Source organism: Tessaracoccus bendigoensis DSM 12906, assembly GCF_900141915.1.
In the GTDB taxonomy this organism is placed as follows: Bacteria; Actinomycetota; Actinomycetes; order Propionibacteriales; family Propionibacteriaceae; genus Arachnia; species Arachnia bendigoensis.
The window spans coordinates 1-15,260 of sequence record NZ_FQZG01000089.1 but is presented as its reverse complement, the minus strand read 5'-3'; the positions used below and the strand labels follow the sequence as shown (position 1 = coordinate 15,260).

At 66.0% G+C, this 15,260-nt stretch carries 12 protein-coding genes and 1 pseudogene; 8 read left to right on the top strand and 5 right to left on the bottom strand.

Annotated elements, in window-relative coordinates; translation table 11 throughout:
* Positions 1–297 precede the first annotated feature (297 nt).
* From BUC15_RS16925 to BUC15_RS16915, 3 genes are read right to left on the bottom strand one after another with little or no spacing between them, the layout of a single operon-like run.
* Positions 298–789 carry a beta-class carbonic anhydrase gene (locus BUC15_RS16925; protein ID WP_073190665.1) on the bottom strand — a complete coding sequence of 164 codons (492 nt, stop codon included), beginning with the start codon at positions 787–789 and terminating at the stop codon, positions 298–300.
* Positions 790–792: 3 nt separating this feature from the next.
* Positions 793–3,276 (bottom strand): DNA gyrase/topoisomerase IV subunit A, encoded by a 2,484-nt coding sequence (locus tag BUC15_RS16920; protein ID WP_073190662.1) that lies wholly within the window; start codon positions 3,274–3,276, stop codon positions 793–795.
* Between the two features lie 41 nt (positions 3,277–3,317).
* Positions 3,318–4,355, bottom strand: a complete 1,038-nt coding sequence (locus BUC15_RS16915; RefSeq protein WP_073190659.1) for an App1 family protein phosphatidate phosphatase — start codon at positions 4,353–4,355, stop codon at positions 3,318–3,320.
* A gap of 37 nt (positions 4,356–4,392) precedes the next feature.
* On the opposite strand from BUC15_RS16915, the gene BUC15_RS16910 reads away from it, so the two are divergent.
* From BUC15_RS16910 to BUC15_RS20880, 7 genes and pseudogenes are all read left to right on the top strand, one after another.
* Positions 4,393–4,956: a DUF5998 family protein gene (locus BUC15_RS16910; RefSeq protein WP_245788025.1), complete on the top strand. Its 564-nt coding sequence runs from the start codon at positions 4,393–4,395 to the stop codon at positions 4,954–4,956.
* Positions 4,956–6,077 (top strand): alkaline phosphatase family protein, encoded by a 1,122-nt coding sequence (locus tag BUC15_RS16905; RefSeq protein WP_073190654.1) that lies wholly within the window; start codon positions 4,956–4,958, stop codon positions 6,075–6,077. The genes BUC15_RS16910 and BUC15_RS16905 overlap by 1 nt, the downstream gene beginning before the upstream one ends.
* Entirely contained in the window at positions 6,074–7,315 is a 1,242-nt protein-coding gene (locus tag BUC15_RS16900; RefSeq protein ID WP_073190651.1) for a glycosyltransferase, read from the top strand. Before BUC15_RS16905 ends, BUC15_RS16900 begins: the two co-directional genes overlap by 4 nt.
* Positions 7,308–7,958 (top strand): thymidine kinase, encoded by a 651-nt coding sequence (locus BUC15_RS16895; RefSeq protein WP_073190648.1) that lies wholly within the window; start codon positions 7,308–7,310, stop codon positions 7,956–7,958. The genes BUC15_RS16900 and BUC15_RS16895 overlap by 8 nt, the downstream gene beginning before the upstream one ends.
* Positions 7,959–8,123: 165 nt before the next feature.
* On the top strand, positions 8,124–8,330 hold the full coding sequence (locus tag BUC15_RS16890) for a hypothetical protein (protein WP_073190645.1): 207 nt from the start codon (positions 8,124–8,126) through the stop codon (positions 8,328–8,330).
* Positions 8,331–8,345: 15 nt separating this feature from the next.
* Positions 8,346–10,041 (top strand): annotated as a pseudogene (locus BUC15_RS16885) (family 20 glycosylhydrolase); the annotation flags it as partial.
* A gap of 12 nt (positions 10,042–10,053) precedes the next feature.
* Complete coding sequence (locus tag BUC15_RS20880; protein ID WP_084189702.1) at positions 10,054–12,180, top strand: discoidin domain-containing protein; 2,127 nt, start codon at positions 10,054–10,056, stop codon at positions 12,178–12,180.
* Positions 12,181–12,858: 678 nt separating this feature from the next.
* Here BUC15_RS20880 and sepH read toward each other — a convergent pair.
* Positions 12,859–13,812, bottom strand: a complete 954-nt coding sequence (sepH, locus tag BUC15_RS16875) for a septation protein SepH (protein WP_073190637.1) — start codon at positions 13,810–13,812, stop codon at positions 12,859–12,861.
* Positions 13,813–13,994: 182 nt separating this feature from the next.
* Here sepH and BUC15_RS16870 point away from each other — a divergent pair, with 182 nt between their 5' ends.
* The gene (locus BUC15_RS16870) at positions 13,995–14,291 is read left to right on the top strand and encodes a DUF4193 domain-containing protein (RefSeq protein WP_073190634.1); all 297 of its coding nucleotides are present in this window, start codon (positions 13,995–13,997) and stop codon (positions 14,289–14,291) included.
* A gap of 65 nt (positions 14,292–14,356) precedes the next feature.
* Here BUC15_RS16870 and BUC15_RS16865 read toward each other — a convergent pair whose 3' ends face one another.
* The gene (locus BUC15_RS16865) at positions 14,357–14,689 is read right to left on the bottom strand and encodes a DUF4235 domain-containing protein (RefSeq protein ID WP_245788024.1); all 333 of its coding nucleotides are present in this window, start codon (positions 14,687–14,689) and stop codon (positions 14,357–14,359) included.
* Positions 14,690–15,260 lie beyond the last annotated feature (571 nt).

Below are 15,260 nucleotides of genomic sequence, written 5' to 3'. Positions count from 1 at the left end.
GCGACTGGCGATGGGGCGACTGGGCGACTGGCGATGGGGCGACTGGCGATGGGGCGACTGGCGATGGGGCGACTGGGCGACTGGCGATGGGGCGAGGGGCGGGGCGCTGGGGCATCCAACCGGCCCCCCTAAGGCCCGGCCCCCCTAAGGCAGTGACAATCGCAGCAGCTCACCGGACAGGGGGATCTGGACACCGCCTACTTCTGGACAAGGACGTCCAGCACGCGCACCCGATGTGAACGGCCCCTTCTCATCGTTTCCTGCATCCTCGCCGGGAACGCAACACTCGGTACTTCCCTAAATGATCTGTTCGAGCCGACCCGTGTCGACGTCGTACATGAAGCCGCCGATCTCCGCACGGCCCGCGATGAGCGGGTGCGAGCGCACCATCTCGACATCCTCGTGCACCCGGGTCATCTGATCAGGCGACGCACCGAAGGTCAGCCACGACGCAGTCACGCCGTTTCTCTCCCGGATCAGGTTGCGCAGGTCCTCATCGGTGCCCGTGGCCATCGCACAGCGGGTGTGCGGGATGATCATGATGCGGTCCACCTGGAGCAGTTGCACGGCCAGGACGCAGCCGTTCAGCACCGAGGTGGTCACCCGACCGCCCGGCGAGCGCAGGATCTTCGCGTCTCCGAGGTCCAGGCCGAGCATCCGGAGTGGTTCTATGCGGGAATCCATGCAGGTCACGATGCCGACCCCTGCGCGGGCCACGCCGTCGAAGTTGGCGTCGGTGAAGTTGGCCGCGTATGCGGCGTTGCTTGCGAGTAGATCGTCGAAACTCATGTATCACTCCTCATCGAGCAGCGACTGTACACCTGCCGACGGCTCCGAGTCCGGGTGTTCACCACGGCCGGCGATCATGGTGATCGGTTGCGCCACCGGGCTTCCAGACCCGTCCCGTCTGCCGTGTTCGGACGGCAGTTCGACGGGGGAGCCGCTGGCCGCGGCGGCCACGACGGGGGCGGGGCCGATCGCGGCGATCAGGAGCGTGTCTTCACCCTTCAGAAAGCGGTGCGCCCGGACGCCGCCGGTCGCGCGGCCCTTGCCGGGATACTCCGACAGGGGCGTCACCTTCGCGAGCCCGGCCTCGGTGCCTGGGAGGGAATCCGACGAGCCGGAGACCGTCACGACCAGGTCGCGATCCGGGTCGACGACACCGAACCAGATCGCCGTCGCCCCGGCGGCCAGCTTGATCCCTGCGACGCCACCCCCGGAGCGACCCTGCGGCCGAACCAGAGAGGCGGGGAAGTGCAGCAGTTGGGCGTCGTCGGCGATGAACGCCAGGTCCGACTCCGGATAGGTCAGTTCGACGGCGCCGACGACCTCGTCGTCGCCTTCGAGCCTGATCACGTCCCACGAATCCTTCGTCAACAGTTCAGGGTTCACGCGTTTGACGATGCCCTGTGCGGTTCCGAGGGCCAGGCCGAGTGAGTCCGGGTCAAGGCTGGTGAGGCCGACAGGTCGCTCAGAGGGCTCCAGCGGCCACAGTTCCTGCGCGAGGCTGCCACCTTGCAGGTTCGGCGCCGAAGCGGTCAGCGGAACAGTCGGGAGCTCGATGGCGCGGCAGCGGATCAGCCGACCCCGGTTGGTGATCACCCCGAACTCGCCCTGTGCGGTGCTCTGGATCCGGGCGACCACGACGTCGTGCGCCGCCCGACCGGTGGAAGGGAGCGGGCCGCGCGTGTCGGTGCGAGCAACCAGACCGGTGCCGCTGAGGAGAACCCAGCAGGGATCGTCGGGCACCTCGAGAGGTGCCCGCGACGTCGTGGGGGCGCCGGATGAGGCGAGCAGGACCGTACGACGGGGGGTGCCGAACTCCTTCGAAACCTGCGACAGCTCCGTGCCCACGAGGCGACGGAGGACCGCCTCGTCGTCGATGATCTCGCGCAGCGCGGCGATCTCCCCGGTGAGGGCATCCGATTCCTTCTCCAACTCGATGGTGGAGTAACGCGTGAGGCGACGCAGCTGCATGTCGAGGATGTAGTTGGCCTGGGTCTCGTCGAGATCGAACGCCGCGATCAGGCGCTCGCGGGCCTGCGCCGCATCGTCGGAGGTGCGGATGATGGCGATCACGTCGTCGATGTCGGCGATCGCGGTGATCAGTCCGCGCACCAGGTGCAGTCGGTCTTCCGCCTTGGCCAGGAGGAAGTTGGAGCGTCTGAGCGTCACCTCCAGGCGATGCTGCAGGTAAACCTCAAGCATCTCCTTCAGGGTCAGCGTTCGGGGCTGCCCCTCGACAAGTGCGACCGCGTTGATCGCGAAGGTGTCTTCGAGCTTGGTCGCCTTGTAGAGCTGCTCAAGCAGGGCCTCGGGGTTGATACCGTTCTTGACTTCGATGACCAGACGGGTGCCGTTGGCCAGGTCGGTGAGGTCCTTCACATCGGCGATGCCGGTGAGCCTCTTGTCGTTGACGCCCTTCTTGATCTGCTCGATGATCTTCTCCGGGCCCACCATGTACGGCAGCTCGGTGACGACGATGCCCATCCGTCGTGGGGACACCTTCTCGATCCTCGTGGTCGCCCGGATCCTGAAGGTTCCGCGGCCGGTGGCGTACGCGTCACGGATGCCGTCGAGGCCGATGATCTTGCCCCCGGTGGGGAAGTCGGGGCCGGGGATGTGGCGCATCAACTCATCTAGTTCGATGCCGGGATTGCGCAACAACTGCTGCAGTGCCGCGACGACCTCGACCAGATTGTGGGGTGCGATGTTGGTCGCCATGCCGACGGCTATGCCGGTGGCGCCGTTTACCAGCAGGTTGGGGAAAGCGGCGGGCAGAACGACCGGCTCGGACTCTTTGCCGTCGTAGTTCGGCTTGAAGTCGACGGTGTCCAGGTCGAGCCCCCGGGTCATCGCCAGGGCCGGGGGAGCCATCCGGCATTCCGTGTAGCGCATTGCCGCCGGGCCCGCATCGAGGGAGCCGAAGTTGCCGTGCCCGTCGATCAGTGGCAACCGAACGGACCAGGACTGCCCCATGCGCACCAGCGCGTCATAGATGGCGCTGTCACCGTGTGGGTGGAGCAGGCCCATCACCTGGCCGACGACTCGGGCGCATTTGACGTGTCCCCTGTCGGGTCGGATCCCCATCTCGTCCATCGAGAACAGGATTCGTCGCTGCACAGGCTTCAGCCCGTCACGCGCATCCGGTAGGGCTCGGGAATAGATGACCGAATAGGCGTACTCGAGGAAGCTCGCCTCCATCTCCTGGGTGACGTCGACATCGAGGATGTGCTCCTCTTCGGTCAGGTCATCATCGACGGTCGGCTTCGCCATCCTCGTCTCCTAGTCCCTGGGCAGTTGGCAACCTGCGAAGTTTAGCGCCCGGGAGCCAGGAGATCGTTCATCTGCGCGGCGAGTCCGTCGCCGTCGGGTGCGCGTACCTCGGGGGCGGTGTCGGGCTGCCACCTGGCATCGGAGGCGACCTCCATGGGCAGGCCGTGGGCCAGGGTGTGTTCGCCGGGGGTGAGCTGTCTGATGGCCCGGGCGCGGACGTGGCCCGGTTGCAGCGAGGCGAACTCGGCATAGAGGTCGGGGTCGTGCTGCCCGTCGTCTCCGACCAGCAGCCAGGAGATATGGGGCAGGTCGCGGGCCAACTCGCGCAGACAGCGTCGTTTGTGGTCGACGCCGCTGCGGAACCAGGAAGTCTGGGTCGGGCCCCAGTCGGTGAATAGGATCGCGCCCCGGGGGATGCCGTGGCGGGTCATGAACCGCTGGATCATCGGGTAGGTGTTCCAGGAGCCGGTCGACACGAAGACGATCGGGGCGCCGGGGTGCGCCGTAAGCAACTGCTGGTACAGCCTGGCCATCCCCGGCACCGCCTGCCTGGCCTGCTCCGTCAGCACGAATGAGTTCCAGGCCGCGAGCATGGGGCGAGGCAGCAGGGTCGTGATGATGGTGTCGTCGATGTCGCTCACGATCCCGAAGGTGGTGTCGTCGCCGATGACCTGAACCGGGGCGAGGGCGGAAGACCCGCCGTCGCCCTCCAAGCGGACGTTGTGCCAGCCGGGCTGCAGCCCCGGGTTCCTCACGCGGACGTCGATATAGCCACCCCTGTCCGCCTGGACGGGGATCCGGGTGTCGTCGATCACGACCCAGAGTCGGGCATCGACCTTCGCCGCATTCATGAAGTTGCGCCAACCACGGCGGTAGAGCAGCGCCTGGGCCGCCTGAACGATGCCGAGGTCCTCCGAGGGGCGCATCACGATGCGCGCCAGGATGCGCAACTGTTCCGAGTTGCCGTAGCCCGTGAACGCCAGGATCGACTCCTGCCAGCCGCGGCTGTCGAGGAGCCGGTTCGCGACCCGGTTGAGTCGGTCTTCGACGCGTGCGGCGATGATGGGGCGTGCTGCCATGCCTCTAAACCTAACTCAGTCATGCCATGATGGGCACGTGAGTCAGCCCGCCAACGACACCGCGTCCCTCCCTGTCGAACTGATCGCCGAGATCGCCGAGTGTGGCTTCTATCCGGATCTGGTAACTGAGACGGCCGGGATGGGGGTGGGTGCGCAGACGGTGCTCGATCACCTGGTGCAGCATGAGGCAACCTTCGCCGGTCACGAGCTGCACCGTCACCTGACGGTGCTGCTGCGCACCGAACGCCAGCTGGTCATCTGCCACGTCGACGAGGGGGAGAGCGGAAGGCCGGAGGCGATGTCGACCGTCGAGTGCGTGGCGCTCCGGGCAATCGACTCCGTCGTGGTCACCAGGTCCCTGACGGACCCCGAGAAGGCGACCTCGCTGAACGAGGCCTGGTTGACGATCGTCTGGGGAGCCGCGCACCGCCTTGACCTCGGACCTGCCGCGTGCGACGACCCGACCTGTGAGGCCGATCACGGCTACGCGGGCGTCATGGCACCAGACGACATCACGGTGAGGATGTCGAGCCAGGCTGACGGCGACAACGCGCGAAGGTTGGTGGCGTTCGGGCTCCGACTTCAAGGGTCGGTGGGCTGATGTCCGAGAAGTTCGTCGAGCCCCGCTACGAGGACCTCGCCCTGACACACATTTTCCCGAGCGTGCTGGCCCGGCTGGAGGGAGCCACGCCGGTGCTCGACCTGCCGTCGGCGACAAAGTACGTGGTATTGCTCGTTGACGGGCTCGGTTGGCACCAGTTGCTCAGGCATGGTGAACACGCGGAGACCATGGCGGACGCGATGGCGGGGGCGCCGCGTCTCACGTGCTCCGTGCCGTCCACCACGGCGACATCCCTTACGTCTCTGGGGACGGGCTGCCCAACGGGTGAGCACGGCATCGTCGGCTACACGTTCTTCGAGCCGACGGTCTCGCGCGTGATCAACGCGCTGACCTGGGAGGGGGGGCCTTCGGACGTCACCGGGTTCGCGCAGGTCCCGACGGTGTTCCAACGGCTCGCCTCGATCGGCAGGGGCAGCGGCACCGTGACCCTCGACAGGTTCGCAGGCAGCGCGTTGACCCGGCTGGCGTTTGCGGGCACCACACACTTCCCGGTGTCGGCGGAGGGCGATCCGGAGCAGTTCGTAAAACTCGTGGAGGACGCGCTGCGGGGCACCGACGTCGTCTACTGCTACGAGCGGATGCTTGACCACGACGGGCACGGCCACGGGGTCGGGTCGTGGCAATGGCTCGACCGGCTAGGGCTGGTCGACGACATGGTCGCGCACCTCTCTGATTCCCTTCCTCCGGACGTGTGCCTCCTGGTGACCGGAGATCATGGCATGGTCAACGTGCCGGAAGATGCCCGCATCGTGATCGAGAATGAGCCGCGGCTGGGAGGCTGTTCCGCCATCGGAGGTGAACCACGCTTCCGCCACGTCTACGGCGACAAGCCGCGGGAACTGGCCTGGGCCTGGGAGTCGGTCCTCGGTGAGCGTGGCGTTGTGATGCGTCGTGAAGAGGCCATCGAGGCTGGCTGGTTCGGTCCGCAGACCACCGGCATGAGCAGGTCGAGGATCGGGGACGTGGTGGTCGCGATGACCGCAGACCACGCTGCGATGAGCACCGCTACCCCCGGCGAGTTCGGTCTGGTCGGCATGCACGGTTCCTTGACTGCGGCTGAGATGGAGGTCCCGCTCCTGTCGTTCGGCGGATCGAGGTGAAGCTCAGGATCGCGATCCTCATCGACGACTTTTTCCCGGCCTCTGGCGGCATCGGGCGTTCGGTGCAGACCCAGCTGGAGGAACTCACCGCGCTGGGCCACGAGGTCACCCTGATCGCCCCGGACCGGCACCTGCAGAAGCCCAGGCTCGGCAGGATCCTGGAATGTCCGACGATCTACCTTGAGGGGCTCCCCGCGCACCTCAGCGTCCTCCACTTCTCCGACCGGCGCGCGGAACTGATATCGAAGGTGGCCCGGTTCGATGTGGTCCACAGCCAGACCGAACGTGGTGCGCTGCTACTGGGCGCGAAGCTGGCCAGGCTCCAGGCCGTTCCACATTTGCACACGTTTCACGCCAACATCGCAGGCACACACCAGAGCGTCCCTGGCGCGATCTTCGGAACGTTGAGCTACCAACTCCTCGTGTTGCCCGCCCTGCGGCAGGCGACCGCGGTCGGCATCCCCCGCGCCAGCCTGCCCGCCCGCACGCATGAGACCGGAGGGCTCGCCGCACGCGTCGACTGGTTGTCGTTCGCGGAGATTGCTGGGAGGGTCGACGCATACACGGTTCCTTCGCCATTCATGAGGGACCTGATTGATGAAGCATCCGGCTCCGAGCTCCGAAGCCACATCATCCCCACCGGGTTCAACAGAGGCATGTGTGAGGCGATTGCGTCCACGCCTCGCGAACGCACCGACGGCAGGGTCCGATTCCTATCCATCGGGCGGCTGGCGAAGGAGAAGCGTCTCGATGTGTTGATCAGGGCTTTCCGGGCCGCAGACCTTCCCGACGCGGAGCTGGTGATCGTGGGTGATGGCGACCAACGCGACCGGCTAAAGGCCCTGGCCGACGGAGCGTCCAACATCGATTTCCGTTGGCACCTCTCCTCGCTCTCGGCCATCGCGTACGAACTTGTCAATGCGGATGCCCTGGTGCTCAGCTCTTACCGTTTCGATTCCCAGGCTCTGGTCATCTCGGAAGCCGTGGCCGCCGGTCTTCCGGTGATGTACTGCGACGACCGACTCACAGTCGGCACCACGCCGGAGAGCTCGCTGCTGACGGGCCCCGATGTGTCGGCGATGGCCCGTGGGTTCAACGAACTGATGGACGCGGAGGTCCGGCGCAGCATGTCCGAGGCTTCGCGTGGCCTGTTGGCGGACCTGAGCCCGCAACGTACCGCGGAGCGCTACGTCGCGGCCTACACCGAACTGATCGAAAGAGGCACGACGCGTGGCTGAACTCATCTTCCACACCGGACCGATGGACTGCGGAAAATCGACGCTTGCACTGCAACTCGACTACACCCAGTCGACCCACGGGCGGAAGGGGAGGGTCTTCACGTCGAAGGACCGCTCCGGTCAAGGCCGGATCACCTCGCGGCTGGGCCTCAGCGCTGTGGCCATCGAAGTGGATGAGGGGTTCGACCTGTGGCGCTACATCATCGGCGAACTGACGACGGGGCAACGCGTGGACTACATCGTCTGCGACGAGGCGCAGTTCTACACCCCGGAGCACGTCGATCAGTTGGCGCGGATCGTCGACGAATTGCAGCTCGACGTCTACGCGTTCGGCATCCTTTCCGACTTCAGGACGAGACTGTTTCCCGGGTCGGCCCGCCTCATCGAGTTGGCCGACCGCGTCGAGACCCTCCCCATCGGTCCGCTGTGCTGGTGCGGGGCGCGTGGCACCCACAATGCCCGCACTCTGGATGGAATCATGGTGACCGAGGGCACCCAGGTGGTGGTGGGCGATACCGAACCGGGCGCCGAGGTGCGCTATGAGGTGCTCTGCCGGGCGCACCACCGGCGGAGAATGACGGCCACGAGGGCGAGGGCGACCCTGTCTCCCGACCCATTGCCGTTCGACCCCGACAACTTCTGACAGCTGGTTCCACGGCCGGAAACGCGCAGGCCGGATGGTCATTAGCCGGGAACTTCTTTGTCGCGGTCGCCGCAGTATACGACGATCTTAGATAACCTGCGCCGCAAGAGAGCGGTGCCGAGAGTGAGGTTTCCAAAGATGCAAGTGCTCCGAAGACTCCGACGAGTGACAGCCGTGGCCGCGGCTTGCGCCGTCGCACTGGGCGGCGCCGTCGCCCTCCCGGAGGTGGCGCAGGCCGCCGTCGGGAAGAACCTGTCGCTCGCGGCCAACGGTGGCGTAGCAACCGCCTCCGGCACGGAGGTGGCGGACGGCCGCTGGACGGTGGCGATGGGCACAGACGGCGACGACTCGAGCCGCTGGTCCTCCAACTAATCCGACACGGCGTGGTACCAGGTGAAGCTGGGCACGCCGTCGGTGGTCGACCACGTCACGATCAAATGGGAGGCCGCTTGCGCCGCCACCTACAAGCTGCAGGTCTCCGATGACGGCACGACCTGGACTGACGCCACCGGGGTGATCAGCCCCACCTGTGGCACCACCGACACCCAGAAGCTCAACGCCGCCACCGCCAGCCAGACGCACGGCTATGTCCGTATGCAGGCCCTGTCGCGGACCCCGATCAGTGGCAGCTACTGGGGCGTGAGCCTCTACGAGTTCGAGGTGTGGGACGGCGAGCAGCAGGCCGAGGTGCCTTCCGAGGTCGACCTGGTTCCGCTGCCCAGCCAGCTGATCGAAGACGGGGGAGACCCATACGTCCTCGACGGCTCGACCAAGATCGTCGCAACGGGTGCAGCAGTTCCGGTGGCCGAACTGTTGGCCTCCGAGTTGCGTGCAGCCACCGGATTCGAGCTCCCTGTGGTCGCCAGCGCCACCGGCAACGTCATCGCACTGAACCTCGACGCCAACTACCAGGCGCTCGAAGGCCCCAGCCCCGAGGACGCCTACGACCTGGTGACCGAACCGGGCAAGGTGACGATCACCGCCAAGGAGGCGCATGGGTTGTTCAACGCGACGCAGACGCTGCGTCAGCTGTTCCCGCCGCTGATCTACTCCGACACCGCCGTCCAGCGCGACTGGACCGCGGCAGCGGTGACCATCAAGGATTCGCCCCGCTTCGCGCACCGCGGCACGCAGGTCGACTCTGCCCGCTCCTTCGTCGAGGTCGACGACCTCAAGGACATCATTGACACCCTTTCGTCGGTCAAGATCTCCCGGCTGCACCTCCACCTGGCAGACGACCAGGGCTGGCGCATCGAGATCACCAATGAAGGCAAGGAGGCCGGTGACCCGGTCGACTACACGCAGTTGGCGAAGGTCAGCGGCGTCACCGCCATGCAGGCTGTCAACAGCACCGCCAAGCCTTACACCAACACGTTGGGCCGCACGGGCTACTACACGCAGGAGCAGTACCGCGACATCGTCGCCTACGCGGCAGAGCGGTTCGTCACAGTCATCCCCGAGATCGACGCGCCGAGCCACTCCAACGCGATCCTGCACGCGATCCCCGAACTGAACTCGGCCAACTCCAAGCCGGCCGCGACCGTCTACGGCACCGCGAAGGAACAGAACAACGGCAACGTGGGCGAGTCGACCCTCGACACGCACAACCCGCAGACCTGGGTCTCGATGAAGCACATCTGGGGCCAGATCGTCGACATGACGCCCGGCCAGTACGTCCACATCGGCGGCGACGAGTCCCACTCCACCCCGCACGACCAGTTCGTCGACTTCGTGCAGAAGTCGGTTGCGCTGATCCGCGACATGGGCAAGACCCCGATCGGTTGGAACGAATACGCCGAGGCCGGCCTCGGTGAGGGTGAGGTCGTCCAGTACTGGACCGGTAGCACCACCTACACCGCGCAGGCGGTCGCCAACGGCGCCAAGGTCGTCGTCTCCAAGTCCGACTCGGCCTACCTCGACATGAAGTACTCGTCGAAGACCCCGATCGGCCTCACCTGGGCCGGCCAGGGTGACCTGGACAAGTACTACAACTGGAACCCGGTCAACGTCATCCCGAACAGCAACGAGAGATCTGCTCGGCGTCGAGGGCCCGCTGTGGTCCGAGACGATCCGCGGTGGCGACCAGAACGAGTTCATGATCTTCCCGCGGGCGATGGCCCACGCGGAGATCGGCTGGACCCCGCAGGACGACCGCAACGTCTCCCAGTTCCTGGAGCGGATGGCGCCGATGGGTTCACGCCTGCTGGCACAGGACCGTAACTTCTACGACGGCGCGCTCGTGGCCTGGGCCACGGACGCGGCTGGTGCCACGGCCAAGGTGGGCACCGGCAATACGGCACTGGCCAACGTGGCCACCGTCGTCGCGCCGGGCACGAAGGTGTCGTCAAACGGCACGAGCATCGCGGTCGACGCCGTCAACGATGATGACGGGGTCAGCAAGTCGGCGCTTACCGAGGCACTCAGCGCGACCATCGACTTCGGCGACGGCACGCCTGTGGCTGCCACCTTCTCGCCGGTCAGGGACCGATTCGATCTTGGCGCCGGATCGCGTTACGAGATCGGCGCGCAACACTCCTTCGCGACCTCCGGCTCCAAGTCGGCCACCGTCACATTCTCCGATGGGCGGGTCGTCACCGGCACGGTCGTGGTGGAAGACGGCTATGTTCCCCCGGCTCTTCCCGAGTTCGACGAGTGTGTCGCGCCGACGGCGCAGCTGGCCAATGTGACTGTCCGTGACGACTCCCGGGTGATCGCCGATCTGTCGGGGTTCACGCCCAACGACTACGCGGCCGTCAGCTGGGATGGTGAACACCGCGGCTACGTGGCGGTCGATGACGAGGGCAAGGCTGACCTCAGCCTCTACGTCAACTACCAGGAGATCAAGGGCAAGCACCTGCTGAGGCTCGAGGACTCCGAGGGCCGCTTCGTCGAGAAGATCGTCGACGTCGACTCGCAGACTGCACCGCTGACCGGGGTCGCCATCACGGCCACCTCCGCCACCGCCAACAGCGAGGCGACGAACGAGACGGCCCCCAACGGTCGGATCGCCGCGGCGATCGACGGCGACCGGGCCACGTTCTGGCACTCTTCCTGGAGCCCGGCTGTGCCGTTCCCGCACACCGTCACGGTCGATCTGGGCAAGACCTACGACCTCGACTGGCTGACGTGGGTGCCCCGCCAGGGCAGCGACAACGGTCAGGTGAAGGACTTCACCATTTCGTACAGCACCGACGGTACGGTCTGGACGACGCCGGTTGCCGAGGCGCTGCCCGCCGGTCGCACGGCCACGCAACTGGAACTCGATGGGACCGCTAGCCAGGTGCGCATCGTGATCACGAGCAACCAGTCGGGCGCCGACGAGTTCGCCACCATCGGCGAACTCGAGTTCCGGGGCCTGGAGCCGGGACAGACGCAGCCGGAGACCCCGGAGCCGACCGTCACCGTCTGGACGCCTCCCGCGGGCTGTGAGCCGACCGACACCGAGGGCCCGGAGGTCACCGATCCGGCCGACGTCACCGTCGAACTGGGCGATGAGGTCAACGTGTCGATCGTCGCATCTGACGAGTCCGAGCCGCTGAGCTACTCGGCGACAGGGCTGCCGACAGGCGTTTCGATCGACGAGTCGACCGGTGCGATCAGCGGCGTGCCGACGGCTGCCGGGACCTACGAGGTCACCGTCACCGTCGAGGACTCCGCTGGCAACTCGACCAAGGTCGAGTTCACCATCACCGTCAGCCCGAAGGTGACGCCGACCCCGACGCCGACGCCGACGCCGACCCCGACCCCGACCCCGACGCCGACGCCGACGCCGACCCCGACGCCGACGCCCGGGTTCACGCCTTCTGCTCCCTACACCCTGCCGGGCGTGCACTTCACGAACGGTCGGATCTGGTTCACCAGGTGTGAGGCCTACTCGCAGACCGAACGGTGCCGCACCGAGATCTGGGCAAGTGTCGTCGTGAAGACGGCCAAGGGCTTCGAGGTCCGCCAGGGCTGGGCATTCAACAACCTGACGTACCTGCCGTACATGACCAGGGCCCAGTGGGCGAACAACAACCTGGGCAAGACGACGGCGTGGACGGCAGCCGACGGTCGCCGCTGGTACACCGAGTGCGATACGGCCCTGACGGGGCGTGGCGCGTGCCGCTCCTTCGCCTGGACCACGGTATATGCGGCCAAGGCCAAGGCTGGCGGAGGCTACACGTTCTCGCAGGAGAACAAGTGGGTCTTCAACAACATGGTGATGTTCAAGGACCGCTGATCCTGTTGGGGACCCGGCTTGTGTCGGGTCCCTGATCAGGCCAAAGGTGACGCCCGGTGCGGCCCAGCTTGCTGGGAGCGTGCCGGGCGTCTTTGTCTTCCGCGTGTTCGGCGTCTGCGCGCGTCGTCTTCTGCTGCGTCGTCTTCTGCGCGCGTCGTCTTCTGCCGCGTCGTCTTCAGCGTCTGCGCGCGTCGTCTTCTGTTGCGTCGTCTTCTGCGCGCGTCTTCTTCTGCCGCGTCGTCTTCAGCGTCTGCCCCGGCCGTGCCCAACCGCGTGAAGCTTGGGTCGGCCAACACCCGGGGGTTCCCTCCGAAAATCGACCACTGGCCGATTCTGGTCTGTCTGGCCACGAGGATCGGCCACTGCTTGCGCTATCGCGCGTCGGGGCGGTTGGGTGGCTGTTGGGCTTGCTCCGCCGGTTGGTCCCGTTACCAGCGCTCTTGCTGGATACCTGCGTTATATCGCTGGTGTCGAGCGATGTCGCTGGTAACGCGGCGGGGGGCCTGGTGTCGGGCAGCAATGCTGGTGACGCGCCATATCGCTGGTGACGCGCCATTTCGCTGGTATCGCGCCGCTGGTATCGCGCCATATCACAGGTGACGCGGGGCTCCTGGTGACAGAGGTTTGCGTGGCGGTCGAGCACACTTCGGCGAACGTCAGCCCAACTTCAGATACCGCCTACTTTGGCGTCGGGCCACCGAACATGATCTCGTCCCAGGACGGGACCTGAGCGCGACGCTTGCGGGTCCGGACGGGCTTCTTCAGGTCATCACCCTCAACCAGGGCTTCCTGCGTCGTCTCCTGGTTTGACGCCGCCCCGGCTGCGCCCGCCTCAGACGAGGGGGCCAGGGGGTCGGAGTCCTCGAAGACGACCTTCGTCGTCGGCTCATCGGCCTCGTGGTCTGGAGCCGGGGCGTCGTCGGGAGTGGCCTTCGCTTCCGGTGCGGGCCCGGTGCCGGGGTCTTCCGGCTTCGCCTCGTAAAGCACCGGATCGAGGATGCCGGTGTAGATCCGCACGGAATCCTCGCTGATGCCGCTGAGCATGTCATAGAGCCGGTCCAGCTGCGAGGTGTCTTCATTCCCGTCGTGCATCAGTTCGGAGGCTGGGACGTCGTCTCCGGGGCTCTCGGGGGTCGGCTGGCTCACTGCGCGGACCAGCGCCAACTCATCGTTGAAGTCGACGGTGTTCTCTTCCTCCGGGGGTGCTCCAGGTGGTTCCTCGCCGATCAGCCAGCGCGCGTCGGCGTTGTCGGCGAGGGAGAACCGGGCTTTTGCGTCGAACACGAACTCGGCCGTGCGCGGCTCCGCTTCAGCGCCGAGCTTCGCGACGACCCGCCACTTGAGGTTGCTCTGGCGCCACGCGTCCCAGTCGAGGGTGTCGGGGTCCAGCCCTCGTGAACGTAGGCGTTGCGAGATCAGGTCTTCGAGTCGACGGTGACTTCCCGATTCGCCCCGGCGTCTCACTGTGGAGATCCTGGCGGCCCCCGCAATGTGTTCCCTCTCGGCTAGGACGGGGCCGGCGAAGACCTCGACCCTGCCGTGGTCCATTCCCGACTCACTGGCCACATCCTCGACGGAGGCGCCCGAACGGATCCTTGACTGGATCTCGCGTGGGGTCAGAGCATTATCCATGATTCCTCGTCAGTATGCGCTGGGTTGATTGGCCACAACTTACCAGCGTAAACCATGCCGATGGTGGAGGCGCTTGCGTGACGGTGCACAATGGCGGGTGATCACTGGCGCGTCGGTGTACCCCGGGTAGGCCCCGGTTGTGGTACACATATGCCGGTCGAGGCGAAGAAAGGACAATCCGGATGGCAACAGATTACGATGCTCCCCGCAAGACCGACGAGGAGATGAGCGAGGATTCCCTGGAGGAACTCAAGTCTCGCCGCAACGACAAGAACTCAGGCAAGGTCGACGAGGATGAGGTGGAGGCAGCCGAATCGTTCGAACTGCCCGGCGCCGATCTCTCGCACGAGGAACTCACCGTCCGGGTTCTGCCCCGGCAGGCCAACGAGTTCACCTGTGCATCGTGCTTCCTGGTCAAGTCGATGAGTCAGTTGGCGGAGACACGCGGGAACGAGCGCTACTGCGTCGACTGCGTCTAGCCGACCACGGCGTCGGACATTCCGGTGCAGGACCGGTGGGGTGGCCCGCCGGTCCTGCACCGTTTTCAGAGGTCCAGTTTGTTTCGCAGCCGCCCGGGCGCGGCGTGATCGAAGTTGTGCCTCCAACGGTTCTGCATTAGCCGATTCACCATCAATTGGCTCACGCCGACGCCGAGGCCGCTGGCGACGGCCCATATCAAAGCTTGCGTGATCGGCGTGTCGGGGTCGTTGGGATCCGGCGGAGTGTCGCCGGTGCCGGCCTCCCAGAGCCTGGTGACCAGCTTCTGCGCCGCGATCGTGGTCGCTGCGCCGATCAGGCCCGCGTAGACCTTCCACATCAGTTTTTCAGTCGCCGCCATGCCGTTTCCCTTCACCGCCTGAGCCTTACCGATTTCCATTATGCCGAACGTGGGCGAGCGAGGCGATGACCTTCGTTGAGACGTCGGGCTGAGGTGTGCGTGGGCCTCCGATTGGGTGTCACTTCGACCGACGACGACGACGTCAGTCGCCCGCCTGGCGCCACATGCCGCTGAATCTGCCGCGAGGGGCGGGGCAGTGGCCGATCCTCGCCGTCGGACGGAGCAAAATCGACCACTGGCCGATTCTCGACGCGCCAGGGTCCGCGTCGGCAGGAAGGTCCGCGCTAGCAGCGAAATGACCCTGACACCAGCGAAATGGCGCGTCACCAGTGGAATATCGCAGGTATCCAGACAAACCGTTGGTAACCACCGCACAGTGCTGGTGACGAAGAGTCCCGTTGGTAACCAGGGCACCACGCTGGTGACGACGAGCCCCGCTGGCGACACCGCGTCGACGTCGCCGTCGTCCTCGGTGCGGTCTTGACGTTGAGCACTATCCAGGAGTCGATGGCCTCAATGACCTGTTTTTACGTTCAAATTTCCGTCGAACCCCGGATAGTGCTCAACGCCCGACGCGACCACAGCCCCGAGGCGCAGGCCGCTCGTCGCC

What these genes read in the sequence shown, in the direction of transcription:
- BUC15_RS16925 (WP_073190665.1), bottom strand. Translation starts at nt 789, where the DNA reads ATGAGTTTCGACGATCTACTCGCAAGCAACGCCGCATACGCGGCCAAC.
- BUC15_RS16920 (WP_073190662.1), bottom strand. Translation starts at nt 3,276, where the DNA reads ATGGCGAAGCCGACCGTCGATGATGACCTGACCGAAGAGGAGCACATC.
- BUC15_RS16915 (WP_073190659.1), bottom strand. Translation starts at nt 4,355, where the DNA reads ATGGCAGCACGCCCCATCATCGCCGCACGCGTCGAAGACCGACTCAAC.
- BUC15_RS16905 (WP_073190654.1), top strand. Translation starts at nt 4,956, where the DNA reads ATGTCCGAGAAGTTCGTCGAGCCCCGCTACGAGGACCTCGCCCTGACA.
- BUC15_RS20880 (WP_084189702.1), top strand. Translation starts at nt 10,054, where the DNA reads ATGATCTTCCCGCGGGCGATGGCCCACGCGGAGATCGGCTGGACCCCG.
- sepH (WP_073190637.1), bottom strand. Translation starts at nt 13,812, where the DNA reads ATGGATAATGCTCTGACCCCACGCGAGATCCAGTCAAGGATCCGTTCG.
- BUC15_RS16870 (WP_073190634.1), top strand. Translation starts at nt 13,995, where the DNA reads ATGGCAACAGATTACGATGCTCCCCGCAAGACCGACGAGGAGATGAGC.
- BUC15_RS16865 (WP_245788024.1), bottom strand. Translation starts at nt 14,689, where the DNA reads ATGGAAATCGGTAAGGCTCAGGCGGTGAAGGGAAACGGCATGGCGGCG.